The sequence below is a fragment of the Streptomyces sp. NBC_01515 genome (assembly GCF_045040345.1).
In the GTDB taxonomy this organism is placed as follows: Bacteria; Actinomycetota; Actinomycetes; order Streptomycetales; family Streptomycetaceae; genus Streptomyces.
This window is the reverse complement of sequence record NZ_CP109416.1, coordinates 3,638,572-3,664,609: the sequence shown is the minus strand read 5'-3', so window position 1 is coordinate 3,664,609 and position 26,038 is coordinate 3,638,572. Positions and strand designations below refer to the sequence as shown.

General features: G+C 69.2%; 19 protein-coding genes. 5 read left to right on the top strand and 14 right to left on the bottom strand.

Going from position 1 to position 26,038, the window contains the following annotated elements:
- The first annotated feature begins 22 nt into the window (after positions 1–22).
- Positions 23–1,399, top strand: a complete 1,377-nt coding sequence (locus tag OG407_RS16245) for an alpha-amylase family protein (RefSeq protein ID WP_405858707.1) — start codon at positions 23–25, stop codon at positions 1,397–1,399.
- Between the two features lie 61 nt (positions 1,400–1,460).
- Here OG407_RS16245 and OG407_RS16240 read toward each other — a convergent pair whose 3' ends face one another.
- Positions 1,461–2,075: a DUF4232 domain-containing protein gene (locus tag OG407_RS16240; RefSeq protein ID WP_405858705.1), complete on the bottom strand. Its 615-nt coding sequence runs from the start codon at positions 2,073–2,075 to the stop codon at positions 1,461–1,463.
- Between the two features lie 140 nt (positions 2,076–2,215).
- Complete coding sequence (locus OG407_RS16235) at positions 2,216–4,282, bottom strand: carbohydrate-binding module family 20 domain-containing protein (RefSeq protein WP_405858703.1); 2,067 nt, start codon at positions 4,280–4,282, stop codon at positions 2,216–2,218.
- Positions 4,283–4,474: 192 nt separating this feature from the next.
- Between OG407_RS16235 and pulA the strand changes: the two genes are divergently transcribed.
- From pulA to OG407_RS16220, 3 genes are all read left to right on the top strand, one after another.
- Positions 4,475–9,880 carry a pullulanase-type alpha-1,6-glucosidase gene (gene pulA / locus OG407_RS16230; protein ID WP_405858701.1) on the top strand — a complete coding sequence of 1,802 codons (5,406 nt, stop codon included), beginning with the start codon at positions 4,475–4,477 and terminating at the stop codon, positions 9,878–9,880.
- A gap of 78 nt (positions 9,881–9,958) precedes the next feature.
- Positions 9,959–11,578 (top strand): SpoIIE family protein phosphatase, encoded by a 1,620-nt coding sequence (locus OG407_RS16225; RefSeq protein WP_405858699.1) that lies wholly within the window; start codon positions 9,959–9,961, stop codon positions 11,576–11,578.
- 31 nt (positions 11,579–11,609) lie between these two features.
- The gene (locus OG407_RS16220; protein ID WP_405858697.1) at positions 11,610–11,966 is read left to right on the top strand and encodes a 5-carboxymethyl-2-hydroxymuconate Delta-isomerase; all 357 of its coding nucleotides are present in this window, start codon (positions 11,610–11,612) and stop codon (positions 11,964–11,966) included.
- Positions 11,967–11,984: 18 nt separating this feature from the next.
- Here OG407_RS16220 and OG407_RS16215 read toward each other — a convergent pair whose 3' ends face one another.
- The 5 genes from OG407_RS16215 to OG407_RS16195 form a co-directional block, all read right to left on the bottom strand.
- On the bottom strand, positions 11,985–12,674 hold the full coding sequence (locus tag OG407_RS16215) for a TetR/AcrR family transcriptional regulator (protein WP_318015921.1): 690 nt from the start codon (positions 12,672–12,674) through the stop codon (positions 11,985–11,987).
- A gap of 56 nt (positions 12,675–12,730) precedes the next feature.
- Complete coding sequence (locus OG407_RS16210) at positions 12,731–13,771, bottom strand: PDR/VanB family oxidoreductase (RefSeq protein ID WP_405858695.1); 1,041 nt, start codon at positions 13,769–13,771, stop codon at positions 12,731–12,733.
- Positions 13,771–14,637 (bottom strand): metal-dependent hydrolase, encoded by an 867-nt coding sequence (locus OG407_RS16205; RefSeq protein WP_403603529.1) that lies wholly within the window; start codon positions 14,635–14,637, stop codon positions 13,771–13,773. The genes OG407_RS16210 and OG407_RS16205 overlap by 1 nt, the downstream gene beginning before the upstream one ends.
- A gap of 203 nt (positions 14,638–14,840) precedes the next feature.
- A complete protein-coding gene (locus OG407_RS16200) occupies positions 14,841–16,766 on the bottom strand; it encodes a hypothetical protein (protein WP_405858693.1) in 1,926 nt (641 codons plus the stop codon).
- Between the two features lie 61 nt (positions 16,767–16,827).
- Complete coding sequence (locus tag OG407_RS16195) at positions 16,828–17,361, bottom strand: tetratricopeptide repeat protein (protein WP_405858691.1); 534 nt, start codon at positions 17,359–17,361, stop codon at positions 16,828–16,830.
- 142 nt (positions 17,362–17,503) lie between these two features.
- Here OG407_RS16195 and OG407_RS16190 point away from each other — a divergent pair, with 142 nt between their 5' ends.
- The gene (locus OG407_RS16190) at positions 17,504–17,905 is read left to right on the top strand and encodes a hypothetical protein (protein ID WP_327404602.1); all 402 of its coding nucleotides are present in this window, start codon (positions 17,504–17,506) and stop codon (positions 17,903–17,905) included.
- A gap of 88 nt (positions 17,906–17,993) precedes the next feature.
- Here OG407_RS16190 and OG407_RS16185 read toward each other — a convergent pair whose 3' ends face one another.
- The 7 genes from OG407_RS16185 to glnII all read right to left on the bottom strand — a co-directional run bounded on the left by OG407_RS16185 (position 17,994) and on the right by glnII (position 25,768).
- On the bottom strand, positions 17,994–19,544 hold the full coding sequence (locus OG407_RS16185) for a DUF1996 domain-containing protein (protein ID WP_405858689.1): 1,551 nt from the start codon (positions 19,542–19,544) through the stop codon (positions 17,994–17,996).
- Between the two features lie 183 nt (positions 19,545–19,727).
- Positions 19,728–20,381 (bottom strand): response regulator transcription factor, encoded by a 654-nt coding sequence (locus OG407_RS16180; protein ID WP_329351093.1) that lies wholly within the window; start codon positions 20,379–20,381, stop codon positions 19,728–19,730.
- A complete protein-coding gene (locus OG407_RS16175; protein WP_405858687.1) occupies positions 20,366–21,634 on the bottom strand; it encodes a sensor histidine kinase in 1,269 nt (422 codons plus the stop codon). Before OG407_RS16175 ends, OG407_RS16180 begins: the two co-directional genes overlap by 16 nt.
- 146 nt (positions 21,635–21,780) lie before the next feature.
- Positions 21,781–22,782 (bottom strand): NAD-dependent epimerase/dehydratase family protein, encoded by a 1,002-nt coding sequence (locus tag OG407_RS16170; RefSeq protein ID WP_405858685.1) that lies wholly within the window; start codon positions 22,780–22,782, stop codon positions 21,781–21,783.
- Between the two features lie 75 nt (positions 22,783–22,857).
- Positions 22,858–23,436: a winged helix-turn-helix domain-containing protein gene (locus tag OG407_RS16165; RefSeq protein ID WP_405858683.1), complete on the bottom strand. Its 579-nt coding sequence runs from the start codon at positions 23,434–23,436 to the stop codon at positions 22,858–22,860.
- A gap of 293 nt (positions 23,437–23,729) precedes the next feature.
- Positions 23,730–24,653, bottom strand: a complete 924-nt coding sequence (locus OG407_RS16160) for a DUF6891 domain-containing protein (protein ID WP_405858681.1) — start codon at positions 24,651–24,653, stop codon at positions 23,730–23,732.
- An 86-nt stretch (positions 24,654–24,739) separates the two neighbouring features.
- On the bottom strand, positions 24,740–25,768 hold the full coding sequence (glnII, locus tag OG407_RS16155; protein WP_365299683.1) for a glutamine synthetase: 1,029 nt from the start codon (positions 25,766–25,768) through the stop codon (positions 24,740–24,742).
- Positions 25,769–26,038: the final 270 nt, after the last annotated feature.

The window sequence follows — 26,038 nt, the reverse complement described above, 5'->3', positions numbered from 1 at the left end:
TTCAACGGAGAAGGAACCCCACATGGCCAACAGCAGATCACTTGCAGGAGCTTGCGCCCTCGCCGCCGCGACGGCCTTCCTGGTGCCCGGCACCGCACATGCCTCCCCTCCCGGCACCAAGGACGTCACCGCGGTCCTCTTCGAGTGGAACTTCGCCTCGGTCGCCAAGGAGTGCACCAACACCCTCGGCCCGGCCGGTTACGGCTACGTCCAGGTCTCCCCGCCCGCCGAGCACATACAGGGCTCGCAGTGGTGGACGTCGTACCAGCCGGTGAGTTACAAGATCGCGGGCCGGCTCGGCGACGCCACGGCCTTCAAGAACATGATCAGCACGTGTCACGCGGCGGGCGTGAAGGTCGTCGTCGACACGGTCATCAACCACATGTCGGCGGGCAGCGGCACCGGCACCGGCGGTTCGTCGTACACGAAGTACAACTACCCCGGCCTGTACTCCTCGTACGACATGGACGACTGCACGTCGCTGGTCAGCGACTACACCAACCGCGCCAACGTCCAGAACTGCGAACTCGTCGGCCTGGCCGACCTGGACACGGGCGAGGAGTACGTCCGCGCCACCATCGCCGGCTACATGAACACCCTCCTCGGCTACGGCGCCGACGGCTTCCGCATCGACGCGGCCAAGCACATCCCGGCGACCGACCTCGCGAACATCAAGTCCCGCCTGAGCAACCCCTCCGCGTACTGGAAACAGGAGGTCATCTACGGCGCGGGCGAGGCCGTCCAGCCCACCGAGTACACGGGCAACGGCGACGTCCAGGAGTTCCGCTACGCCTACGACCTCAAGCGGGTCTTCAACAACGAGAACCTCGCCTACCTGAAGAACTACGGCGAGGGCTGGGGCTACATGAGCAGCTCGGTGGCGGGAGTCTTCGTCGACAACCACGACACAGAGCGCAACGGCAGCACGTTGAACTACAAGGACGGCGCCAACTACACCCTGGCCAACGTCTTCATGCTCGCCTACCCGTACGGTGCTCCGGACATCAACTCCGGCTACGAGTGGACGGACGCGGACGCCGGACCGCCCAACGGCGGCGCGGTGACGGCCTGTTGGCAGGACGGCTGGAAGTGCCAGCACGCCTGGCCGGAGATCAAGTCCATGGTCGCCTTCCGCAACGCGACGAGCGGCCAGTCCCTCACCAACTGGTGGGACGACGGCAACGACGCGATCGCCTTCGGCCGCGGCAGCAAGGGCTACGTCGCCATCAACCACGAGACGTCCTCGCTGACACAGACGTACCAGACGTCTCTCGCCGCGGGCACGTACTGCGACGTCCAGCACAACACGTCGGTGACGGTGAACTCCAGCGGGCAGTTCACGGCCACCTTGGGCTCGAACACGGCGCTGGCGATCTACGCCGGGAAGTCGAGCTGCTGATCCCCGCAGCCGGACGGCGGCGGCGCGAGGGGGCACGCCGCCGCCGTCCGTGTCAGGGGGGTCAGGAAGTGATGGTGATGTGCTTCGCCAGCGCGGTGACCGAGAGGTCGCCGTGGTCGACCCACTGGGGGAGGGCCAGGGTCTTGTGCTGGGTGGAGGCGGGCGGGGTGATCTCCAGGTAGGCCGCGTGCACCGCGCCCGACGTGCCGGTGTTGGCGTGGGTCCAGGCGACGACGGCCTCGGCGCTCTCGCCGTCCTTGAGGGTGAGGGTCTTCTTGCCGGGGTTGTGCGCGTACCAGGTGTTGCCCCACGTGGTGTGGGTCGTCAGCTTCTTGTGCGCGGAGTTCTCCAGGCCCAGGCCGGGGTATCCGCGCAGCGCGCAGGTCTTGCCGCTGAGGTTGCGCAGCCGGATGACGACACCCTCGTGGTTCATGCCGCCGGCGAGCTGCTGACCGTAGGTCGCCTTCAGCGCGGCGGCCGAGCAGGTCGGCGTCGCCTTCGCCGTGGCCGTACCACTGGAGGTCGCGGCGTTCGCGGTACCCGCCCAGCCCGCGAGCCCCAGACCGACGACGGCGCCCAGGCCGATCATCGTGCGCCCGAGCTTGCGGTCGGCGCGGCGTCGGTGCTTGGCGGTGCCGGCCTGGTCGGTGGTGTTCTGGACTTCGTTCACGGTCATGTTCCCCACTCCTGCTCCGCGGTGCGGGGCGTGGTCTGCGCCCCGCACCGTCCTTCTGTGCCGTACACAAGGTTCGATGCGCGGTACGGCGATTTTGTTCGCAGAAAGTTGGAGGAAGCCGGAAGGAATCGCGGAAGGACCTATTTCCAGGTGTCACTCGCCGTGTAGCCGGACGCGGTGCCCGTCGTGTACGAGCGGTTCGTGCCGGACTCCCACGCCACGTTCCCGGAGCTGTCCTTCTTGATGTACTTGTACGTGAAGGCCGTGCTCTTGGGGACGATGACGAGCTTGCTCCACGTCGGGTAGGACGCCGACGACAGCGGGATCGCGTCGCTCGTGTTCCAGGAGCCGAGGGACGCGATGGAGCCGGTGACGTAGACGTTGGTGCCGAGGTCGGTGGTCGCGTACTCGTTGAAGGTGACGTCGGTGGCGTCGGCGTCGGCCACGTTCCAGGAGCTGTTGAGCGAGACCGCCGAACTGGCCGTCGTGGCCGCCCTGTTGGCGTTCGACTCCCAGGTGACGTTTCCGGACGCGTCCTTCTTGATGTACTTGAACGTGAAGGACGTGTTGGTCGGCACGCTCACCGCCCCGGACCAGACCGGGTACCCGGACGACGACAGCGCGACCGCCTTCGAGGTGTCCCAGCCGCCCAGCGCGTCGATGGAGCCGACGACGTAGACGCTCGTACCGGACGTGGTGGCCGCGTACTCGTTGAAGGTGGCGGTCACCGTGGAACCGGACGAACCGCCGCCGCCGGTGTCGTCGCAGCCGACCGTGCAGGTGTAGGAGGAGTTGTAGAAGGCGATCGCGCTCTTCGCCGGGATGGTGAGGGACGCGCTGCCGCCCGAGACCGTCATGGTCGAGGCACCGCCGTCCACCACGTTCTTGTACGTGCCGTCGGCCATCCCGGTCGTGAAGCTGTAAGTCGCCGCCGAGGAACCGTTGTTGAGCGCGAAGAAGCCCGCTCCGCTACGGCCGAAGCCGATCACGCTCGACGACTTGGTCTGCCAGTTGGAGACGGCCGCCGTGTCCACCGCGTTGTGCCAGGCCACCATGCCGACGACCCCGGTGTCACGGTCCAGGCAGTACCAACTGCCGCTGGAGCAGTCGGTGTTGGTGACGAACCCGGACGAGTTCGGCGGGGCCTGGTCGCTCTGCGTCCACTCCCAACTGGCGTACACCGTCGGGGTGGACCACTTGTAGGCGAGCTGGAAGAGGTTGGCGAGCTTGTAGGTGTCGCCGTCCTTGTAGCTCATGTGGAGGCCGTTGCGTTCGGTGTCGTGGTTCGTCACGAAGGACACCGAGTTGGCGGCCGGGAGAATGCCGCTGCTCTCCAGGGAGGACAGGTCGCTCACGTTCCCCTGGAACGCCGACTTCATCTTGCTCGCGTAGGTGAAGTCGAGGACGTCACCGGAGGCGTAGTAGTCGCTGGGCTGCGGGGTCGAGCCCGGGTAGATCTCCTGGAAGACGTACGGTGCCGAGCCCGCCGTCGTGTTCGTCAGCTTGCCCTCGATCGCGGCCATGTCGGTCTCGGGGATGTGCTTGGCCGCGTCGACCCTGAACCCGTCGACGCCCAGGGCGAGTTGCTTGTTCAGGAAGTTCGCGATGCCCGCGCGGACCGAGTCCGAACCGGTCTTCAGGTCGGGCAGGCCCAGGAGTTCGCAGTTCTGGACCTGGGTGAGGTTCGAGTAGTCCTGGATGGTCAGGTCGGAGGTGGGGCAGTCCGCCGAGGTGTGGTAGTCGCCGGGGTCCCAGTCCGGGGTGTCGTACTTGCTGGTGATCGTGGTGCCGTTGTAACCGGTGCCGGTCTGCGCGGCGGTGTGGTTGATCACCGCGTCCGTGTAGACCTTCACGCCCGCCGTGTGGCACGCGGACACCATGCTCGCGAACTGCGTCGCCGTACCGAAGCGGCTGTTCAGGTTGTACGAGTAGGGCTGGTAGACGTCCCACCAGTAGTAGTTGGTCTGCTTCAGCGACTCGGCGGGCGGTGCCACCTGGATCGCGCCGTAACCGGCCGGGCCCAGTACGTTCGTGCACTCCGAGGTGATGGAGTCCCAGTTCCATTCCCAGAGGTTGGCGATGACATCGCCCTTGGCGGAGGTGTCCGCGTGGGCGGTGGCGGCGGGCAGGGCGATCACACCCGCGAGGGCGAGGGCGCCGGCGGCGACGGCACTCGCCATGCGCCGTGCTGGTCCGTATCTGCTCATCTGCGGCTCCGGAGGAGAGGATTCGGCGTTCAACAACTGGTGAGCGTGGGCCCGTTGAGAAGGGCACGTCAAGGTTGCGGTTGAAAGTTCTTTCTGTGACTTTCAGGCCTCTTGCTGCAACCCTTGCGTCGGCGATACGGTCTCGCCGGGGTCGGACCCGAACTGAGCCGTAATCGCAAGGAGTTCACGCCTGTGATACCGAGATGGCCGGCGCCCCGGACGCGCCGCACCGAGCGACGGAGAAGGGCCACCGGCGTCATCGTCGCCGCACTCCTCGCGGCGTTCGTCCAACCCCTCGCCGCCCACGCCGCGACCCCGCCCGCACCCCCGTCGGACGCCAAGCTGGCGGCGACGCCCGCCCGGCACGACGACACCCGCGAGCAGTTCTACTTCGTGATGCCGGACCGGTTCGCCAACGGCGACACCTCCAACGACCTTGGCGGGCTTACCGGTTCACGCCTCAGCACCGGCTACGACCCCACCGACAAGGGCTTCTACCAGGGCGGCGACCTCAAGGGCCTGACAAAGAAGCTCGACTACATCAAGGGCCTCGGCACCACCGCCATCTGGATGGCCCCGATCTTCAAGAACCAGCCCGTGCAAGGCACCGGCGCCGACGCCTCCGCCGGCTACCACGGTTACTGGATAACGGACTTCACCCAGGTCGACCCGCACTTCGGCACCAACAAGGACCTCACGACCCTCATCTCCAAGGCGCACGCCAAGGGCATGAAGGTCTTCTTCGACGTCATCACCAACCACACCGCCGACGTCGTCGACTACGAGGGCAAGTCCTACGACTACCTCTCCAAGGGCGCCTTCCCCTACCTGACCAAGGACGGGCAGCCCTTCGACGACGCCGACTACGCGGACGGCAGGAAGAGCTTCCCGGCTGTCTCCACCTCCTCCTTCCCGAAGACCCCGACCGTCCCCGCCGACAAGGCGAACGTGAAGGTCCCGTCCTGGCTCAACGACCCGACGATGTACCACAATCGGGGCGACTCGACGTACGTCGGCGAGAACGCCACGTACGGCGACTTCTCCGGCCTCGACGACCTGTGGACCGAACGCCCCGAGGTCGTCAGCGGCATGGAGAAGATCTACGAGAAGTGGGTCCGCGACTTCGACGTGGACGGCTTCCGCATCGACACCGTCAAGCACGTCGACATGGACTTCTGGACCCAGTGGGCCACCGCGCTCGACAACTACGCGGCGCAGCACGGCCGCAGGAACTTCTTCATGTTCGGCGAGGTCTACTCCGCCGACACGTCGGTCACTTCGCCGTACGTCACGCAGGGCCGCCTGGACGCCACGCTCGACTTCCCCTTCCAGGACGCGGCCCGTGCCTACGCCTCGCAGGGCGGCAGCGCGCAGAAGCTCGCGAGTGTCTTCGGCGACGACTACAAGTACACGACCGACAAGGCGAACGCGTACGAGCAGGTCACCTTCCTCGGCAACCACGACATGGGCCGTATCGGCTACTTCCTCGACCAGGACAACCCGAAGGCCACCGACGCCCAACTCCTCGCCAAGGACAGGCTCGCCAACGAGCTGATGTTCCTCAGCCGCGGCAACCCCGTCGTCTACTACGGCGACGAACAGGGCTTCACCGGCTCCGGCGGCGACAAGGACGCCCGCCAGACGATGTTCGCGTCGAAGGTCGCCGACTATCTCGACGACGATGAGATCGGCACCGATCGGACTGCTGCCAGCGATTCCTACGACTCAACTGCCCCGCTGTACAAGGAGATTGCCGCTCTCTCCAAGCTGCGCAAGGACAACCCGGCACTGACCGACGGCGTCCAGACCGAGCGCTACGCGGCCGACGGCGCCGGTGTCTACGCCTTCACGCGGACGAGTGGCGCCTCGGAGTACGTCGTTGCCCTCAACAACGCCGACACCGCCAAGACCGCGACCTTTGCGACCGGTTCGCCGGACATGAAGTACAGGGGGATCTACGGCACTTCGGCCACCGCGACGAGCGGCGCCGACAACAAGGTCACCGTCACCGTCCCGGCCGGTACCGCGATCGTCCTCAAGGCTGCCGGCGCCCTCGCCCGACCGCTGAGCAACCCCACGATCACCCTCAAGGCGCCGGACGCGGGCGCCACCGGCACCGTCGAGCTGAGCGCCGACGTCACCGGCGGTCAGCTCAACCGGGTCGTCTTCGCCGCCCAGACCGGCAACGGCAAGTGGCAGACGCTCGGCTCCGCCGACCACGCCCCGTACAAGGTCACGCAGGCGATCGGGAAGGACGTACCGGCCGGAACAGCCTTGCGCTACAAGGCAGTTGTGGTCGACTCGACCGGACGCACGGCGAGCGCGACGGCCGTCTCCACCAGCGGCACCCCGCCCGCCGAGGAGATCCCCACCGCCTCCTCGCGCGACTACGCGATCGTCCACTACAAGCGCACCGACGGCGACTACGACAACTGGGGCCTGTACGCCTGGGGCGACCTCGCCGACGGCGAGGCGACGACCTGGCCGGCCAGTCATCCCTTCGTCGGGCGGGACGCCTACGGCGCCTTCGCCTACGTCAAGTTGAAGCCCGGCGCGACGAACGTCAGCTTCCTGGTGATCGACAAGGACGGCGACAAGGACGTCTCCGCCGACCGTTCGATCGACGTCACGCAGACCGGCGAGGTGTGGATCGAGCAGGGCAAGGAGGCCGTAGGGACCCAGCGGCCCGACTACCCGGCGCAGGACACCACCAAGGCCGTCATCCACTACCACCGCGCGGACGGCGACTACACCGGCTGGGGTCTGCACGTCTGGACGGGTGCCGCGAGCCCCACGGACTGGTCGAGCCCGCTTCAGCCGGTGAAGACCGACGCGTATGGCGCTGTCTTCGAGGTACCGCTCAACTCCGGTGCCACCAGTCTCAGTTACATCATCCACAAGGGCGACGAGAAGGACCTCTCCGCCGATCAGTCGCTCGACCTCAAGACCAACGGCAACGAGGTCTGGCTCTTGAACGGCCAGGAGAAGTACCTCCTGCCGCAGCCCGCCGGGAGCGCGGCGGCCCTCGACCTGACCACCTCCAAGGCGGTCTGGATCGACCGGAACACGGTCGCCTGGAACGGCTCCGACGCGGCTGCCTCCACCCAGCTCGTGTACTCCCACGACGGTTCGATCGCCGTGAAGGACGGCACGCTGACGAGCGACGACGAGCGCTGGCTGCGCCTGTCGAAGACCACGCTCACCGACGCCCAGAAGGCCAAGTTCCCCTACCTGAAGGACTATTCGGCCTGGTCCGTCGACCCGCGTGATCGGGGGCGGGTACGAGAGGCCTTGAACGGGCAGCTCGTCGCCTCTCAACGGGCCGTGAATGGCGCCGTGTTGGCCGCTACCGGCGTGCAGATCGCCGGAGTGCTCGACGACGTGTACGGTTCCGCGACCAAGGCCGACCTGGGCCCGACCTTCCACAACGGCCGTCCCGCGCTGGCCGTTTGGGCGCCGACCGCGCAGAGCGTGTCCCTCGACCTCGACGGCTCGCTCAAGAAGATGAGCCGGAACTCCACCACCGGCGTCTGGTCCGTCACCGGTCCCGCCTCCTGGAGGAACAAGCCGTACCGGTACGTCGTGAAGGTGTGGGCGCCGACCGTCCAGAAGCTCGTCACCAACGAGGTCACCGACCCCTACTCGGTCGCCCTCACCACCGACTCGAAGCGCAGCCTCGTCGTCGACCTCGACGCCAAGTCCCTTGCCCCGAGCGGCTGGTCGAGCCTGAAGAAGCCGAAGGCGGTGCCGCTGAAGGACGCCGAGATCCAGGAACTGCACATCCGGGACTACTCAGTTGACGACAAGACGGTCCCGGCCGTCGACCGGGGCACGTATCTCGCCTTCACGGACAAGAACAGCGACGGCTCGAAGCATCTGCGCGCGCTGGCCAAGTCCGGGACGTCGTACGTGCATCTGCTGCCCGCCTTCGACATCGCCACCATCCCCGAGAAGAAGTCCGAGCAGACGGCCACCGACTGCGGTCTCGCCTCCTACGCCGCCGACTCGGAGCAGCAACAGGAGTGCGTGGCGGCCGTCGCCGCGAAGGACGCCTACAACTGGGGTTACGACCCTTACCACTTCACGGTTCCGGAGGGTTCGTACGCGACCGACCCGGACGGCACCGGCCGTACCGTCGAGTTCCGCGAGATGGTCAAGTCGCTGAACGAGGACGGCCTGCGGGTCGTCATGGACGTGGTCTACAACCACACGGCGGCCAGCGGGCAGGCGGACTACTCGGTGCTGGACAAGATCGTGCCCGGCTACTACCAGCGGCTGTTGGCCGACGGCAGCGTGGCCACCTCCACCTGCTGTGCCAACACGGCGACCGAGAACGCCATGATGGGCAAGCTCGTCGTCGACTCCGTGGTCACCTGGGCCAAGGAGTACAAGGTCGACGGCTTCCGCTTCGACCTCATGGGGCACCAGCCGAAGGCCAACATCCTCGCCGTACGCAAGGCACTCGACGCGCTGACCCTCGCGAAGGACGGCGTCGACGGCAAGAAGATCATCATGTACGGCGAGGGCTGGAACTTCGGCGAGGTCGCCGACGACGCCCGTTTCGTGCAGGCCACGCAGAAGAACATGGCCGGCACCGGCATCGCGACCTTCTCCGACCGGGCCCGGGACGCCGTACGCGGCGGCAGCCCCTTCGACGACGACCCGGGGGTGCAGGGCTTCGCGTCCGGGCTCTACACCGACCCCAACTCATCCACGGCGAACGGCACTTCGGCCGAGCAGAAGGCCCGCCTCCTGCACTACCAGGACCTCATCAAGGTCGGCCTGAGCGGCAACCTCGCCAAGTACCGGTTCACCGACACCGACGGGAAGGACGTCACCGGCGCCGAGATCGACTACAACGGCGCTCCCGCGGGCTACGCGGACGCGCCCGGCGACGCCCTCGCCTATGTCGACGCGCACGACAACGAGTCGCTGTTCGACGCGCTGACCTACAAGTTGCCCGCCACGACGAGTGCTTCCGACCGGGCCCGGATGCAGGTCCTCGCGATGGCCACCGCCACGCTCTCGCAGGGGCCGTCCCTGTCCCAGGCCGGGACCGACCTGCTGCGCTCCAAGTCCCTGGACCGCAACTCGTTCGACAGCGGTGACTGGTTCAACGCGATCCACTGGAACTGCGCGGACGGCAACGGCTTCGGGCGGGGTCTGCCGATGGCCGCCGACAACGCGTCCAAGTGGCCGTACGCGAAAGGTCTGTTGACGTCGGTCAAGGTGGGCTGCGGGCAGATCGACGGGGCCTCCGCCGCGTATCAGGATCTGCTGAAGATCCGTACGACGGAACCCGTGTTCTCGCTCGGCACGGCCGGGCAGGTGCAGGCGAAGCTGGCCTTCCCGCTGTCCGGGAAGGACGAGACGCCCGGGGTGATCACCATGGAACTCGGTGATCTGGTGGTCGTGTTCAACGCGACGCCGAGTGCGCGGGAGCAGAAAGTGGAAGCGCTGGCCGGTACCGGTTACCGGCTGCACCCGGTGCAGGCGGCCGGTGCGGACGCCACCGTGAAGTCGGCCTCGTACACGAAGGTTTCGGGGACCTTCGCCGTTCCGGGACGCACTGTGGCGGTATTCACCCGGACACCCTGAAAGCGCATTACCGTAGTGGGGCAGGCTGTGGACACCGGCCTGCCCCACCGGTGTGTCAAAGGGCCAGGTCTGAGAAAAATGGACGTCAACGGCAAACTGACGCATGCGACCGTGCTGGTCGTGGACGACGAGCCGGCGAGCCGGTTCGCGGTCGAAAGCGTGCTGAGCCGCGCCGGGCACCGGGTCCTCGCGGTCGGCAGCGGCGCCGAGGCGCTCGACGAACTCGATGTGCGGCTGCGCAAGGGGAACCTGCCCGACGTGGCGCTGATCGACGTGCACCTGCCGGACATGAGCGGGTTCGAACTGTGCCGGCTGCTCAAGGAGCGCCCGCGCATGGCGGGCCTGCCGGTCGTGCACGTCTCGGCGCTGGCCGCGCCCCCGATCGACCGCTGCCAGGCGCTCGACGCGGGCGACGAGGCCTTTCTGACGGTGCCCGCGGAGCCCGAGGAGATCGAGGCGGCGGTCCGGTCCGCGGTCCGCGCCGCCCGGCTGCGCGCCGACGACCAGGCGCTCGTACGACGGCTGACGCTGCTCTCGGAGATGATCGTCACCATCCAGGCGGCGCGCTCCCTCCAGGAACTCGTCGACGTCGCCGCCGACGGCACCGCACGGCTCACCGGCACCCCCGCCGCCGTGTTCGTCCTCGACCGGGACGACCAGCTGTACCGCGGCCTGCCCCGGGATCGCACCGCGGTCGCGCTGCCGGGCGAGGACGCCGACCGGACCGTGGCCCGGCTGCTGCGGCGGCTCTCCCAGGGGCAGTCCGGGGTGCAGATCACCACGGTGCCCGCGCCGCTGTGGCCCACCGGGTTCTTCCGGCCCGGCGTGGAACACGACGCCCGCCTCGCGCTGGTCCTCACCCAGGAGGGCCGGGCCCCGGTCTGTCTCGCCGCCCCCACCCGCGGGCTGCGCCGGGTGGGCCCCGAGGCCGGGGCGCTGCTCGCGCAACTCGCGCAGGCCACCGCGCTCGCCGCCGAACCGCTCCTCATGTACCAGGTCGAGCGGCATGTCGCCCTCACCCTCCAGCGCAGCTTCCTGCCCACACCGGACCGGCTGCCCGAACTCCCGGGCGTCGACACGGTCGTACGGTACGTGCCCGCCTCCCAGGACACCGAGATCGGCGGCGACTTCTACGCCGTCCTGAAGGTCGCCGGGGGCGTGCTGTTCGCCGTCGGCGACGTCGTCGGGCACTCGCTGGAGGCGGCCACCGTCATGGTGGAGATACGGCACGCCCTGCGCGCCTACTGCGTCGACGAGAGCGACCCGAGCGTCCTCGCCGAGCGGCTGGACCGGATGCTCCAGCACTACCACCAGGAGACCACGGTCACCGTCTGCCTGGCCCTCGTCGACCCGGACACCGGGCGCACCCTCATCGCCAACGCGGGCCACATCCCGCCGCTGATCATCCGGGACAACGGCAGCGCGGACTACGCCAAGGCGGCCGGCCCGCTGCTCGGCGTGGGCCTGCCCCATCCGCCGCCCACGGAACTGTTCCTCGAACCCACCGACCGGCTCCTCATGATCACCGACGGCCTCATCGAGACCCGGGGCACGGACATCTCGGTGTCGATGGAACACCTCCGCGCTGCCGCCTCCGGCGCGCTGCCGGGTCTCGACGCCCTGTGCGACACGCTGCTGGACTGCTTCGGTGTCGACCGGGACGACGACATCGCGATGCTGGCGCTCCGGCTAGGGTGAGCGCGTTGTTGGCCTAGAACAGGGGAATCCCATGCCGCAGATCACCGTCGACCACTCCCACACGATCTCCTTCGACCAGGACGGTTTCTCCCGCGCGCTGCACGAGGCGGTCGTCGAGATCGCGGCCGCGAAGCCGGAGGCGTGCAAGACCCAGTTCCGCCCGAGCGAGTACACGGCCTTCGGGTACGAGGGTCTCGACGAGCTGGGACACACCGTCGTCCACGTCACCCTCGGCCTGCTCGCCGGACGCACCGAGGAGACCAAGTCCAAGCTGACCGAGAAGGTCCTGGAACTCCTCCGCGAGTACATCGACGAGGACGGCTCGGTCCTGCACGCCTCGGCCGAGGTGCGCGAACTGGACGCGTCCTACCGGAAGTTCGAGCGCTAGGGCCGTGTTCCACGGCTGCTAGGACGCCAGCGCGATCAGCCGGACGACGAGGTCGGTGAACGGCCCGTCGCCCGGCTCGTTCCGGAGGGACTCCCGCAGCAGCGCGGCCAGTTCGTCGTCGTAGGCCGCGCTCACCGCCGCCAACGCCCCGAAGTCGTGCACGAGTTGGCGTTCCAGGTCGGCGCGCGGGATGCGCCGGCCGTCCAGCCAGATCAGGGCCGTCGACTCGACCAGCGAGATCCAGGAGCGAACCATCAACTCCAGCCGGGCGGGCGGCTGTTCGACCTTCATGTGGGACAGGATCTGGAGATACGCGGCCTGCCGCACCCCGTCGACCAACGCGTTGGTGGTGGACGAGCCGACCGCCGGACCGCCGCGCATCAGCGCCGCGAAACCGGGCCCGTGGTCGTCCACGAAGTCGAAGAACCGGCCCATCACCCGCAGCAGCCGTCCCCCGAGCGAGCCCTCCTGGGCGACCACGAACCGCCCGGCGAGATCGTCCGAGGCGCGCTGCAACGCGGCCTCGTACAGGCTGAGTTTGCCGGGAAAGTAGTGGTAGACCAGCGGCCGGGAAATGCCCGCGGCCGCGGCTATCTCGTCGATGGAGACCTCGTCGGGCGAGCGATGGCTGAACAGGTCGAGAGCGACGCCGATCAACTGCTGTCGCCGTTCCTCGACTCCCATCCTGCGGCGAACCCCGGTACTCATGCGAACACCTTACCGATCGGAACCGGGCCTCAACGGCCCGGTCCACCCAAGGTCGTTCACATGTCCAGCACGATTCGCCCACCACGGGCCCGGGATACACAGATCAGCATCGAGTCCTCACGCTCCGCGTCCGTCAGCAGCTCGTCCCGGTGCTCCACCTCCCCTTCCACGACCCGCTGCCGGCAGGTTCCGCAGAACCCCTGTTCGCAGGAGTAGAGCGTGTCGGGCAGCTCCGCCCGCACGGCGGCCAGCACCGTGGAGTCGGCGGACACGGTCAACGTCCGCCCGCTGCGCCGGAGTTCGACCTCGAAGGCCGCGTTGCCGCGGCTCCCGTCCGGTGCGGTGCGGGGCGCGAAGCGTTCGAGGCGTACGTCCGGGAAGCGCTCCGCCACGGCCGCCATCAGCCCCTCCGGCCCGCAGCAGTAGACGGCGGCGCCCTCGGGCAACTCCGCGAGCAGCGCGTCGAGTTCGGGCCGCCGCCCGCTCACGACGGTGACCCGGTCCGCGCCGAACTCCGCCAACTCCCCAAGGAACGGCATCGAGTTCGGCGTACGGCCCGCGTACAGCAGACGCCAGTTGGCACCCTCGGGCAGCGCCCGCAGCATCGGCAGCACCGGGGTGATCCCGATCCCGCCGACGACGAAGACGTACGCGGGCGCGTCGACGAGGGGGAAGCGATTGCGCGGCCCCCGCACCTCCAACTCCGCGCCCACCCGCACCTGTTCGTGCACCTCACGCGACCCGCCCCGCCCGTCCTCGACCAGCCGCGTCGCGACCGTGTACGACGAGGTGTCCGCCGGGTCCCCGCACAGCGAGTACTGCCGCACCAGCCCCGACGGCAGCACCAGATCGATGTGCGCCCCGGGCTCCCACCGCGGCAAGTCCCGTCCCTCCAACCGCAGTTGTACGACGCCCTCGGCGACAGTCTCCCGCGCCGCGACCCTCAGCTTCAGCGCCCGTGAGCGCGGCCGGCCGGAGATCGGCGGGTCCAGCGCGGGCAGCGGCCACAGGGGCGAGGCCCGCACCCGGCGCCGTAGCGCACGGCGGGTCAGGAGCGCGGCGCCGGCCAGGACGGCGACGGTGAGGGGCTTCGGCACTACTCCGCCCTCTTCTCGGCCGCCACCGCGGCGGGCGAGGACGCGAGGTAGGCGACGGCCTGCTCGGTGCTGCCCTCCTGGGAGGGGTGGTAGGCGCGGCTCAGGTAGCGGGGTATGGACCTGAGCATGTCCCCGGTGGCGGGCAGGGTGCCGCGCTTTCCGGCGACGTAGAAGTCCTTGAAGCTCACGTGGGCGTCGACGAGGGTCGGGTCGTTCGCCATGAAGAAGCGGGACCCGCGCTGCCACAGGAACATCAGGGCGGCGAACGCGGTCGCCCAGGTGCGGGCGCGCCGCCGGTAGCTGCCGTCGACGTGCATGAAGAGGTCGAAGGCGACGGACCGGTGCTCGACCTCCTCGGCGCCGTGCCAGCGCAGCAGGTCCAGCATGGTCGGATCGGCGCCGCGCCGGTCCAACTCCTCCGCGTTCAGCACCCAGTTGCCGAGGAACGCGGTGTAGTGCTCGATCGCCGCGATGATCGCGACCCGCTCCAGCAGCCACCACTTCCGGGCCTTGCCCGGGGGCAGCGTGCGGTCGCCGAGCAGCTTCTCGAAGAACCAGTCGACCTGCGCGGTGTACGGCGTCGGGTCGAGCCCCAGTTCCCTCAGGTGCGGCAGGACCTCGTCGTGCGCCTGGGAGTGCATCGCCTCCTGGCCGATGAACCCGATCACGTCCGCGCGCAGCCGGTCGTCCCGGATCAGGGGCAGCACCTGCTTGTAGACGTGCACGAACCACCGCTCACCGGCGGGCAGCAGCAGGTGCAGCACGTTGATCGTGTGCGTGGTGAACGGATCGCCGGGCACCCAGTGCAGCGGGGTGCCCGCCCAGGAGAAGGACACCTTTCGGGCCTTGAGCGGCGTGTTAGACATGGCGTCAATGTACTGACGGGTAAGTCCCTGGGGAAGCCTTGTGCGGGGACTTGTTGACGCAAGTGTCAGCTAGGGGACTTTTCAGCGCCGGGTGAGGTCCGCGCCCCAAAGGGACGCGGGGCTGTGTCGATTTGCGGCTCCGCCGCGCGGGCGCGACCAGCCACAACGGCCCCGCACCCGACGACGCACCCACCCGTGGAGCGCTAACGCAGGCCGCTGATCGTGGTGCCGTCGTCCAGCGCCCCCTTCAACTCGGCCTGAACCCCCTGCTTGGTCTTGACCGTCAGCAAGCCACCCCGGGCCGAGCCAGTCACCCCGCCCGTCGCCGTGACGGACTCCGTGCCCTTGCTACCCGCCGCCAACAGGAACCAGTGGCCCGCCGCCGACTTCCACAGCACCCCGGCCAGCACATGCGGATCACGCACCCCGCACGCCGGCACGCCAGAGGCCTTCGCGGCGACCGCGCCGTAGATCCCGCCCGGTGTGCGGAACTGGGCCAGCACCCGCTCGCCGCCGCCCTGCCAGGTCTCGGCCCGGGTGCACACCCAGTCCGCCGCGCCGCTCGCGTCGGGCAGCGGCTGCTGGGCGAACTGCCAGGCGTTCACCGTGCGTACGCCGAGCGAGCGCATCGCGCCGAGGGAGCAGGCGAAGGGCGCCCAGGCGTGCTGGGCCGCCGCGCCGGACACCTCGTGGACCGAGCCGGGGCGGCCGACGGTGAGGCGGGCCGGGACCAGTTCGCCGAGGTCGCTCATCAGGCGGGTGCCGGTGTCGTCGGTCAGCTGGAGCACGTTCCAGGACGTGCACGCGCCGGTCGCCTGCGCGGGGCTGGCCAGCGGTGAGGTGATCCCGTCGGTGATGGTCATGGGCAGCGCGCCGGCGTTCGGCTTCTGCAGGTCGCGCTCGGCCGCCTTCTTGACCCAAGGGGCCGTCAGATAGCGGACGTTGCCGTCGGCGCGGTCCAGGACCACCGCGTTCGCCTCGGACCCGGTCGCGCCGTCGACGCGCGCGAAGTCCAGCGCCGCCCCCTTGGTGCCGTCCTTCGGTTCGGCGTAACGGGCGATGCGCAGACCGTCGTAGAGGATCACCACGCGCGCGTTGTCGACCGTGCCGGCGTAGAGGAGCTGGGGCGGGCCCGCCGGGCCGCCGGAGGGGGTGCCGGGGGTGGCCGAGACCTGGACGGACTCGCCGGGGCGGGCCCAGACGGCGAGGGCGCGGCGGAGCAGGGCGGTGTCCTCGGTGAGGTCGCCGCGGGCGGGCCAGACGGAGAAGTCCTCGCGTGCGGAGGACTCCCACGCGGTGGGCGCGATCCGGATCAACTTGCCCGGGTTCAGGGCGGCTTGGGACGCCGGGTTCTGCGCGTACGCGGGTGCGGCGGCGCCGTCCGGGCCCCAGCCACCGCCGGGCATCGCGAGCAGCGCGCCGCAGACCGCGACGGCCGCCGCGGCGGCGAGCGCGGCCTTGCCGTGCTGGCGGCGGCGCATCAGGTCGGTGGGCCGGGCGTGCAGCGAACAGGGGTCGAACTCGGGTGAGTTGAGGAGTTCGTACTGCGCGGGCGTCTCGTCGGCCTCGCTCAGCGCCTCGTCCACCTCATCCGCATCCACGCCGGCCGCCGCGAGCACCCTGCGTACGTCGCCGTCGGGCAGCTTCTCCAGGCCGCGCAGCACGTACACCGCGCGGGCCGGGCCGGACAGCGCCGACAGCCGCTGGTCCAGGGCGAGTTCGTCGGCACCGCCCGAGCGCGGGAAGAGTCGTAGACCCCGCACCTGGGGGAGCAGCGGCGGGAGTTGGGACCGCTTGGGCCATGCCCGGAACGACAGCGGGAGGCCCGCTTCCAGTGCCGTACGGACGACGTTGAGGCGGACGAAGGCGTAGCCGGGGTCGACGTCGCGGCCGGTCGACTGGGCCGGGATCGCGGACGCGGACGCGCGGCCTCTGGGGAGGGCGCGCTGGGTGAGGGCGTGCGCGGTCAGGACGCGCCGGTTGCGGCCGAGGCTCGGGGGGAGCACCAGATAGGCGAGCCGGACGAGCCGTGGATAGTGCTCGACGAGCGCGGCCTCGGCCTGTTCGACATCGACGACCGGGTCGGTGGGTGAAGCTGCGGGGCGCTTGGCGACATCCTGTGACTGCACGTTCAGCAAAACGAGCGAATGGTGAGTTGGTCACCGCCGCCCGGGGGACTCGGCGCTCCGGTCAGCCCCCGGGCTCGACCAGTGCCCGTGCGTAGTTCGCCATCGACCGCTGGTAGCGCGGCAGATGGGGCGCGAGGGCGCCCAGCACGAGGGACAGGCCCTCGCGGTCGCGGCCCAGGCTGGACAGGCACAGGGCGAGGCACGCGCGGACCGCGTCGTCCAACTCGTCCGAGGGGGCGTCGAGTTCGGGAGTGAGCAGCTTGACGCCCTCCTCCGCCTGCCCGATGTTCCGCAGCGAACTGGAGAGTTGGATCTTCGCGCGACGACCCTTGTAGCCACTCGTCTCGCTCAGCCCGCGTGCGAGCGCCTCCCGGTACAGCGGAGCGGCCTTGTCCGAGTGCCCCGTCGAGTCCCAGGCACAGGCCTGTTCGAACGGTCCCAGCGGGCTGCCGTCCGGGAGTTCGGCGACGAGCGCGTCGATCACGCCCCGGAACTCGGCTGCACGCTCCTCCGGATAGTCGTCGAAGGTCGCCCAGGCGGCGGTCACCCGGTCTTCCCAGCCCTGATCCACGTCTTGACCCCCACCTTGATCCATGGGCGTTACCCTCGCACACGCGGCCGGCCGATGACCACGGATTTGAGCGCTGGGCGCTTCGGGGCCGTATCGGATGAGACGGCCCCTCGCCGGGGTGCGTCGCGGCATGCTTTTGTTGACCGGACGACCGGAGGAACGACAGATGAGGTTGACCCGACCGATGCTCGCGATGGCCGGCGCCGCGGCGGCGCTGGCGCTGGTGGGGTGCGGTGCCGACACCAAGGCCGCGACCGTGCCGACGGAGGCCACCGGCAGCCTGGAGAGCCTGGCCGCCAAGGTGAAGTGCACGCCCGACATCCAGACCGACGCCGACGAACTCCGCCAGGCCATCTGCAAGATGAGCTACGGCAAGTTCGTCCTCGCGACCTTCGCCACCGACCGCGGCCAGCGCGAGTGGATCAACGACGCGAAGGACTACGGCGGTTTCTACCTCGTCGGCCGCAAGTGGGTCGCCGTGGGCACCGACACGATCGTCAAGAAGCTGCAGACCACGCTCGGTGGCAACGAGGAGATCGGCGTCGACCACTCGAAGCACACCAGCTGAACTCCCGTACGGACAAACGAAAGCGGGCGGTGGGAGAAACCCACCGCCCGCTTTCGTGCTACCGGGTCCTACCGGCTGCTAGTCCTGCTCACTGGCACTGCTTGCCGGCGTTGACGCAGTTGGCGATCTTCGCCGCCAGGTTGTTCTTGGTGACGCTGATGAAGTCGTCGTGGTCGGTCGACGGCTTGTGCAGCTGCTCCGGGAATCCGTCCACCGCGTAGGCGTTCTTCACGGTGCCGTCCGCCTGGAGGGTGGGAGGCGTGATCTTGTAGACCAGGCGCATCGTCAGCTGCGGGATGGCCTTGAAGCCGTTCCCGCAGACACCGCTCGCCGGGTCCGCGAAGGCCACGTGCGTACGGTGGTTGGCGCTGTCGATGTTCACGCCGTCCCAGCAGCTCTGGAACGCGAAGGTGCGGACCACGTTGCTGCCCTGCGGGCAGATCGGGTACTGCTCCGTCAGCTGGACCTTGTTCTCGAAGCCGGTGCAGCTCCAGTGCGCGTTGGCGTTGGCCAGACCGTTGGTGAGGGTCTTGGCGTCACCGGTGATGATGCGCAGGAACTGCGGCATCGCGACGACCTTGCTGGCCGGCGAACCGACGTACTTGATCTGCGCCGACTGCGCGGTCAGGATCTTGCCGACGTTGCCTTCCTGGCCACCGCCGAGCGCGTTCTGGTCGAACTCCTTCGTGCCGTCCTGCACACGAACGACCGGCCAGTAGTACGACGAGAGGTCACTCTGGTTCTGGCAGCTGGAGGGGGCGGCCAGCAGCGAGTCGTTCGTGGAGAACGCGTTGACCTTCTGGTTGCCGACGTAGTCGTGCTCGTGGTGCGCGCCGTTGGTCACGCCGGGCGCCACGATGACGTTGTCGGTGTTGTGGTTCTTGTTCGCGTTGACACCGCACTTGGTGGTGAACGAACCGGTCGAAGCCTGGCCGCTGTTCTGCGGCTTCGCCAGCACATTGTTCGCCACCTTCGTGATGTCCACGAAGTCGGCCGCCGTCGGGCCGTTGCCGGCCTGGCCGCCGTTGTTGGCGGGCGGCGCCGCGGAGGCACTCGCGCTCGCACTCGGCGCGGCGGTGTTCTGCCCGCCGCCGTTGTTCTGCCCGCCGCCCTTCCCGCCGCCCTTGCCGCCGTTGCCCCGACCTGCCGTGGTGGTGTTGGTGGCGTTCTGCGTGGTGCACGCGGCGAGCTGCTTCAGCGCGGTGGCATTGACGGAGCCGCCCACTCGCTGGATGTCGATGCGAATGCGGTCGATCGTCGCGGCCCGCTTCTCCTTGAGGGGGCCGACGATCGCGTTCTGCACGAAGCTCGCGTCATTCGCCTGGGCCTGACGCGTCGACGCGAGCCGGGCGTAGGCCTCGGTGATCTGCTTGTCGAGGTTCGCCAGTTCGACGGCGACACCCTGACGAGCCTTCTGCGGCACGTTCGTCAGCTGCTGGCCGACGTCCGGGCAGGCGATCGTGGCGACCTGCGCCGAAGCGGCCGCGGCCTTGGTCTCGTTCTGGCCCGAGTTGGACTCGTGCGCCGAAGCGTTCATCTGTGCCCAGAGCAGCCCGCCCCCACCGAGCGCTAGGGCAGCCGATGCGGCAATGGCCTTGGTGGCCAGCGGCGTACGGCGTTTACGATCATTGCGTCCCATGGAACTCCTCTGACTTCCTTGCGGGGCAGCGAGGCGCCCGACAGGAGTGAAGCGGCGCCCTTTGATACGCAGGGGGTCACAGGAGTGTTCAGCCGTCTCAGAAACTGATGAGAGATTCTTGGGTAAGTCCCCTCCCAACTGGCCTTTAAACACCGGCAGTTGTGATCGACTCACAGCTAGTGCTCAGCGACCCTGGTCCAAATAGGCCAATACCGCCAGCACGCGGCGATTGTCGTCGTCCGAGACTTCCAGCCCCAGTTTGGCGAAAATATTGGACGTGTGCTTCCCGATCGCCCGCTCCGTGACGACGAGTTGGCCCGCGATCGCCGCGTTCGACCGCCCCTGCGCCATCAGTTCCAGCACCTCGACCTCCCGGGGCGTCAACCGCCCCAGCGGCCGGTCGTCGGCCGCCCGCCGCGCCAGCAACTGCTGAATCACCTGCGGATCCATCACCGTCCCACCCCCCGCCACCCTCCGCACGGCATCCACGAACTGCTCCGCGTCGAACACCCGGTCCTTCAGCAGGTAGCCCACCCCGCCGGTCCCGTCGGCGAGCAACTCCCGCGCGTACAACTGCTCCACGTGCTGCGACAGCACCAGCACCGGCAGCCCCGGCCGCTCCCGTCGCGCCCGCAACGCGCACTGCAGCCCCTCGTCGGTGTGCGTGGGCGGCAGCCGTACGTCGACCACGGCGACGTCGGGCGCCGACTCGGCCAGCGCCTCGGTGAGTTCGGGCCCGCTCTCCACCGCCGCGACGATCTCGAAGTCGTAGGCCTCCAACAGCCGCACCAGCCCGTCCCGCAGCAGGAACAGGTCTTCGGCTAGGACAACACGCACGGAATCTCCATGGTCACCATGGTGGGACCGCCCGCGGGACTGCTGACGGCCAGGACGCCGTCGAATGTACCCAGCCGCCGCTCGACCCCGGAGAGCCCCGACCCCGCCCCGACCACCGCCCCACCTCCACCGTTGTCGGTGACGGAGATCCGCAACGCCCCCTCCGCAGACCGCATATCGACCCAGATCCGATCGGCACCGGAATGCTTCACGGCGTTGGTGAGCACCTCGCTGACGGCGAAATACGCGGCCGACTCGACCGGCGCGTCGGCCCGCCCGCCCCCGAGCTCCGCACGCACCTCGGTCGGCACCGGCATCCGCAGCGCCAACGCCCTTACGGCGTCCCCGAGTCCACGCTCGGCCAGCACCGGAGGATGGATACCGCGCACGAGATCACGCAGCTCGTCGAGCGCCTCGACGGAGGACTGCCGGGCCCGCGCGAGCAACTCCCGGGCCTTGGCCGGGTTCTTCTCCAACAGCGCCTCGATGGTCCCGAGATCCATCCCCATGGCCACCAGCCGGGCCTGCGCCCCATCGTGCAGATCCCGCTCGATCCGCCGCAGCTCAGCGGCGGAACCGTCCACCGCGTCCCGCCGCGTCTCGGTCAACACCCGTACCCGTTCCGCAAGTTGGCCCTGCCCCGGGGAGAGAAGGGAACGCGTCAGCAGAAAATGAACGCGGAGGAGCGGAGGAGTGAGAAAGAAGGAGGCGACGAGAATCCCGGCCCCCAGCAGCCCCGCGAGCAGCGCACTGCCCTGCCCACCCACCGGCACGAACCCGTACCACCACCCCACATACGTCCCGTCCGTGAACACCCGCCACAACCCGAACGCCAACGCGAAGCCCTCCAGCGGATAGAACACCAGCGCCGCGGGCACCAGCGCGGTGACGAACCCGGCGACCATGTCGACAGGCAGCCACCGCAGATCCCGCCAGGTGGCGGGGTCACGGAGGAGGTGGAGGGTGCGCGTCCAGGGCCGCGCCCCGGCGGGGACGGACCGGTACGCCACCGGAATACGCACCTCGCACCACCGCACCCCGAGCACCCGCCGCAGATTCGCCTGCGCCCGCACACCGGCCAGCACCCAGGGAGTGGTGATCAGCCCGACACCGGCCGGGATGAGCGCGAGGGAGACGAGCGTGAGGACGAAGAGGGTGAGTGAACCGCCGAGAGAGATGAGGGCGAGGACGAGAGCACGCAGTCCGGCTGTAACGACCGCACGGGCCCGCCCACTCTCGCTGTTCGTGTCCATGAGCCCAGTCTCACCGAGCGAGCCAACGAGGTCACGGGGTCAAGCCACCGCGACGGGGGTGTCGCTAGCAACACCGGCCGGCCGAGTTTTTAGGGGCGCGGGGAACTGCGCGACCAGCCCCCACCGGCCCGCAGCCAAACGAACCGCTATCCCAACGGAGTGCCCAGCACCTTCGCCTCCACGGCAGGGTCAAGCCCCACCCCCGGCCGATCAGGCCGCTGCGGCGCGGAACCCCCGATCCCCTGCAACCAGCTCCACGTATCGGCCACCGTCTCGTCGACAGAACGACAGCTCAGCCCCGTACCCAGTGCCCGAGACACATCCGCACTGTGCAACGCGTCGTACCCCTCACTCCCGGCCGGCACCCACACCGGCAACTGAGTCCACGGCTCGATCCCAGCCGAGAGCACAACCTCCGGCGAGGTCCACCGCAGCTCAGCCCCTCCACCGGTAACCCGCACACACGCATCCAACAACGACCCCATCGTCGCGTGCCCCTGCGCGGAGATCAGGTTGTACGCCCCGCTCAACTCCCGCTCCACCGCCCCGAGCAACCACCCCGCAAGATCCCGCACATCCACATACTGAAGCGCCAGATCCCGAGGCCCGGGCGCAAGCACCGGCCCACCCCGCGCAACCCGCCCCAGCCACCACGGCAACCGCCCGATGTTCTCGTACGGCCCGAGAATGAGCCCGGCCCGGGCGAACACCGACCGCTCCGCCCCGAACGCCCCCAGCGCGGCCAGCTCCCCGCCCCGCTTGTCACGCGCGTAGTCGGTCTTGTCGGCGGAGGCGAGGGCCCCCTCGACAAGCGGCGCGTCCTCCCCGTACCCCGCGGGCGGAGCCCACGCGTACACGGAGCAGCTCGACACATACACGTACCGGCCCACCCGGTCGGCCAGCAGCCGCGCCGCGTCGTCGACAGCCCGCGGCGCCGCCGACCAGGTGTCGACCACGGCATCCCACTCGCCCGAGGCCAACGCGGCGAGCCCACCGGGCGCGGTGCGGTCACCGCGCAACGCCCGTACCCCGGCCGGGGGTTCGTGCCGGCCCCGGTTGAGGACGGTCACCTCCCAGCCCCGACCGAGGGCGGCCTCCACGACGGCCCGCCCCGCGAACTCCGTACCGCCCAGCACCAGAAGTCTCATACCGCCGACTCTGCCCGCGAGGCCCACGGAACGGAACACGGCTCTGCCATCAGCAGATGCCCGGACCGTCGAAGATCAACGCGCGGTCGGCGGCGTGTACTTGTACCCGACCCGCCGCACCGTCTGGATCGCCTTCCGGTGCTCGACCCCCAGCTTGCGGCGCAGCCGCGCGATGTGGACGTCGACGGTACGGCCGTCGCCCACATGCCCGTACCCCCACACCGTGGTGACCAACTGGTCGCGGGTGTGCACCCGGTTGGGGTGCGCGACGAGATGCGCGAGGAGCTCGAACTCCAGGTACGTCAGGTCGAGTTCCGCCCCGTTCAGCTGGGCGGTGCGCTGCACGGTGTCGATGCGGACGAGCGGTTCGGCCTCGGCGGGGAGGGCGGGGAGGGCCGGGACCGCGTCGGTCCGGGTGAGGTGCGGGCTGTCGGCCGGGATGAGGACGAGGTACCCGATCATCGGCGGCTGCCCCGGCAGTGTGGGCAGCGTGTGCGGCGGCGCGGGCAGCCAGGTGGCGCCCGGCGGCAGGAACTCCGCCACGTCGATCACCTCGTCCCGGTCCACGGCGCGCAGATGGTGCCGTGGGGCGTTCGGAGCGGGGGCGTCGAGCGTGGTGGAGGGGAGAGCGGGGAGGGAACGGATGATCGCCATGAGAAGTCAGCTCTTTCGCGCGAGAGGTTCGTCGAGGGACGTACATCGAGTCGCGCAGGCCGGAGGCCGAGGGTGTTTCGGCTTTAGAGGGCCGGCGCGTTCATCGCGCGACAACACACCCGGTCGAAGTCATGGTGCTGACGGGAAGGCCAGAAGGGCTCCAGGTCATGGCGACCCGTCGCGCTGCACTTCTGATAGCTGGCCATGAGCCCATTGAAGCAGACACAGCCCCGTGACAGGACCCTCCTCTCACAGCTTGGACGCTTCCTTGGCGCGAAGTCGACGCCGTCCCCTCATCCCTCCAGCCGTTTGTGCCAGGTCAGCGGTTTGACGTCGATCGCCTTGTCCGGATCGCCGTCCCAGTCGGCGGACAGCCCGGCGCCACGGAGCGCGGCCAGGATCTCCTGCCCGACGGCCGTGGTGGTCTCGGCCGCACCGTCGAACCCGCCGTAGTGCAGAGCGAGGCCGTACCCCGCGACGGCGTGCTCGGTGACCTGGTCGTGGAAGAAGACGAAACCGCGGGCGTCCTCGCGCTCCGCGCCTATCTCCGCGAGGCCGCAGCCCCGGCAGCAGGCGAAGTTCTCCCGGGCGGTGATGCCGCTCGCGTCCAGCGCCTCGAAGGCACGGGTGAGCCGGTCCGGGTCGGTGACGGCGGCCCACTCGGCCTGCTCGGCCACCCGCTCCGGCCACAGCCGGTCCACCAGCCGCGCGGCCTGCGCACGGGACACCGGCCGCTCGTCACCGGTGACCAGCCACTCCTCGGCGATCTCGGTCAGCATCCGCCGGTCGTCGTAGCCGCAGCGCAGCCGCGTCCGGACCCGCTCCTCGACCTTCTCCCGCACCGCGTCCGGCAGTTCGGGCACCTCTTCCTGGGGCCCCGGGTCGACCGGCTCCCAGGCGACGCCCGCGTCCCAGCCGGCCCCCGCCTGCCGTGCCCAGGCGGTCAGGAGATCCGCCACCCGGTCCGCGCCGTCCAGGTTCGTGCCGTAGAACTCGTCCTCGCTCAGCCGGTGTTCGAGGCGGTAGTCCCCGCCCTCCTCGTGCCACACCTGCGCGAACACGTCCGGGAGGTCGGGTATCCGCTGCACGACCAGGAAGCGGTCGCCCGCGCCGCCGATCCCCGCCACCAGCTCCCGCAGCCGTAGCGCCGAAATGCGCGTGTGTGTCTGTCCGTTCTCCGTCTCGACCTTGATGTCGAGACCTCCGTCGATCTCCATGTCCCCAACCATGGCAGGCGCCACTGACAACGCGAAGGGGCGTCCACCACGACGGTGGACGCCCCTTCGGGGAAGTGGGGTGGGGATCAGACCTGGCCGGCCTTCTCCAGGGCGGCGCAGCAGGTGTCGACGATCAGTCGGGTCACCAGGTACGGGTCGACGTTCGCGTTCGGACGGCGGTCCTCGATGTAGCCCTTGCCGTCCTTCTCGACCTGCCACGGGATACGGACCGAGGCACCGCGGTTGGAGACGCCGTAGGAGTACTCGTTCCACGGGGCGGTCTCGTGCAGGCCCGTCAGGCGGTCGTCGATGCCGGCGCCGTAGTGCTTGACGTGGTCGAGGGGCTTGGAGCCCTCGCCGAGGGACTCGCACGCGGTGATGATCGCGTCGTAGCCCTCGCGCATCGCCTTGGTGGAGAAGTTGGTGTGCGCGCCCGCGCCGTTCCAGTCGCCCTTGACCGGCTTGGGGTCGAGGGTCGCGGAGATGCCGAAGTCCTCGGCGGTGCGGTAGAGCAGCCAGCGGGCGATCCACAGGTGGTCGGAGACCTCCAGCGGGGAGACCGGGCCGACCTGGAACTCCCACTGGCCGGGCATGACCTCGGCGTTGATGCCGGAGATCGCGAGACCGGCCTTCAGGCAGTTCTCCAGGTGGGCCTCGACGATCTCGCGGCCGAAGATCTCGTCGGCGCCGACACCGCAGTAGTAGCCGCCTTGGGGGGCCGGGAAGCCGCCCTCGGGGAAGCCGAGCGGACGGGCGCCGTCGAAGAAGGTGTACTCCTGCTCGATGCCGAAGATGGGCTCCTGCGAGCCGTACTTCTCGACGACCTCGGCGAGCGCGGCACGCGTGTTGGACTCGTGCGGCGTCATGTCGATCTCAAGGACCTCGCACATGACGAGGATGTCGTCGCCGCCGCGGATCGGGTCCGGGAAGCTGGCGACCGGCTTGAGCACGCGGTCCGAGGAGTGCCCCTCGGCCTGGTTCGTGGACGACCCGTCGAAGCCCCAGATCGGCAGCTCCGCGCCCTTGGCGTCGTCGGCCAGAATCTTCGTCTTGGAACGGAGCTTGGCCGTCGGCTGGGTGCCGTCGATCCAGATGTACTCAGCCTTGAAGGTCACGGGCCACATCCTTCGGGGTGGGTCATTCGTCGCACTCGCGGGTGCTGCGGCGCAGCGGCACTGGAGCGCCGCGATTCATGCCGGGCAGCCTGTCAACGTGCGATTTCCCGATCATTGCCCAAGCGTGAACCCCGTGTTACCTGGTGGTGTTGTGTCGCGATTCACCCCACCCGCCCCCGGGCGGCTGTTCGCAGTCGCGGACGGTGGCCGCCGGACGGCTCGTATGCGATGGGGTTAGCCCTCGGCGGCGGCCTCGCGGACCCCGTCCAG

Excerpts from the sequence above, each read along its gene's own strand:
- OG407_RS16245 (WP_405858707.1), top strand. The coding sequence starts at position 23 with ATGGCCAACAGCAGATCACTTGCAGGAGCTTGCGCCCTCGCCGCCGCG.
- OG407_RS16240 (WP_405858705.1), bottom strand. The coding sequence starts at position 2,075 with ATGACCGTGAACGAAGTCCAGAACACCACCGACCAGGCCGGCACCGCC.
- OG407_RS16235 (WP_405858703.1), bottom strand. The coding sequence starts at position 4,282 with ATGAGCAGATACGGACCAGCACGGCGCATGGCGAGTGCCGTCGCCGCC.
- OG407_RS16225 (WP_405858699.1), top strand. The coding sequence starts at position 9,959 with ATGGACGTCAACGGCAAACTGACGCATGCGACCGTGCTGGTCGTGGAC.
- OG407_RS16220 (WP_405858697.1), top strand. The coding sequence starts at position 11,610 with ATGCCGCAGATCACCGTCGACCACTCCCACACGATCTCCTTCGACCAG.
- OG407_RS16215 (WP_318015921.1), bottom strand. The coding sequence starts at position 12,674 with ATGAGTACCGGGGTTCGCCGCAGGATGGGAGTCGAGGAACGGCGACAG.
- OG407_RS16205 (WP_403603529.1), bottom strand. The coding sequence starts at position 14,637 with ATGTCTAACACGCCGCTCAAGGCCCGAAAGGTGTCCTTCTCCTGGGCG.
- OG407_RS16195 (WP_405858691.1), bottom strand. The coding sequence starts at position 17,361 with ATGGATCAAGGTGGGGGTCAAGACGTGGATCAGGGCTGGGAAGACCGG.
- OG407_RS16190 (WP_327404602.1), top strand. The coding sequence starts at position 17,504 with ATGAGGTTGACCCGACCGATGCTCGCGATGGCCGGCGCCGCGGCGGCG.
- OG407_RS16185 (WP_405858689.1), bottom strand. The coding sequence starts at position 19,544 with ATGGGACGCAATGATCGTAAACGCCGTACGCCGCTGGCCACCAAGGCC.
- OG407_RS16175 (WP_405858687.1), bottom strand. The coding sequence starts at position 21,634 with ATGGACACGAACAGCGAGAGTGGGCGGGCCCGTGCGGTCGTTACAGCC.
- OG407_RS16170 (WP_405858685.1), bottom strand. The coding sequence starts at position 22,782 with ATGAGACTTCTGGTGCTGGGCGGTACGGAGTTCGCGGGGCGGGCCGTC.
- OG407_RS16165 (WP_405858683.1), bottom strand. The coding sequence starts at position 23,436 with ATGGCGATCATCCGTTCCCTCCCCGCTCTCCCCTCCACCACGCTCGAC.
- OG407_RS16160 (WP_405858681.1), bottom strand. The coding sequence starts at position 24,653 with ATGGAGATCGACGGAGGTCTCGACATCAAGGTCGAGACGGAGAACGGA.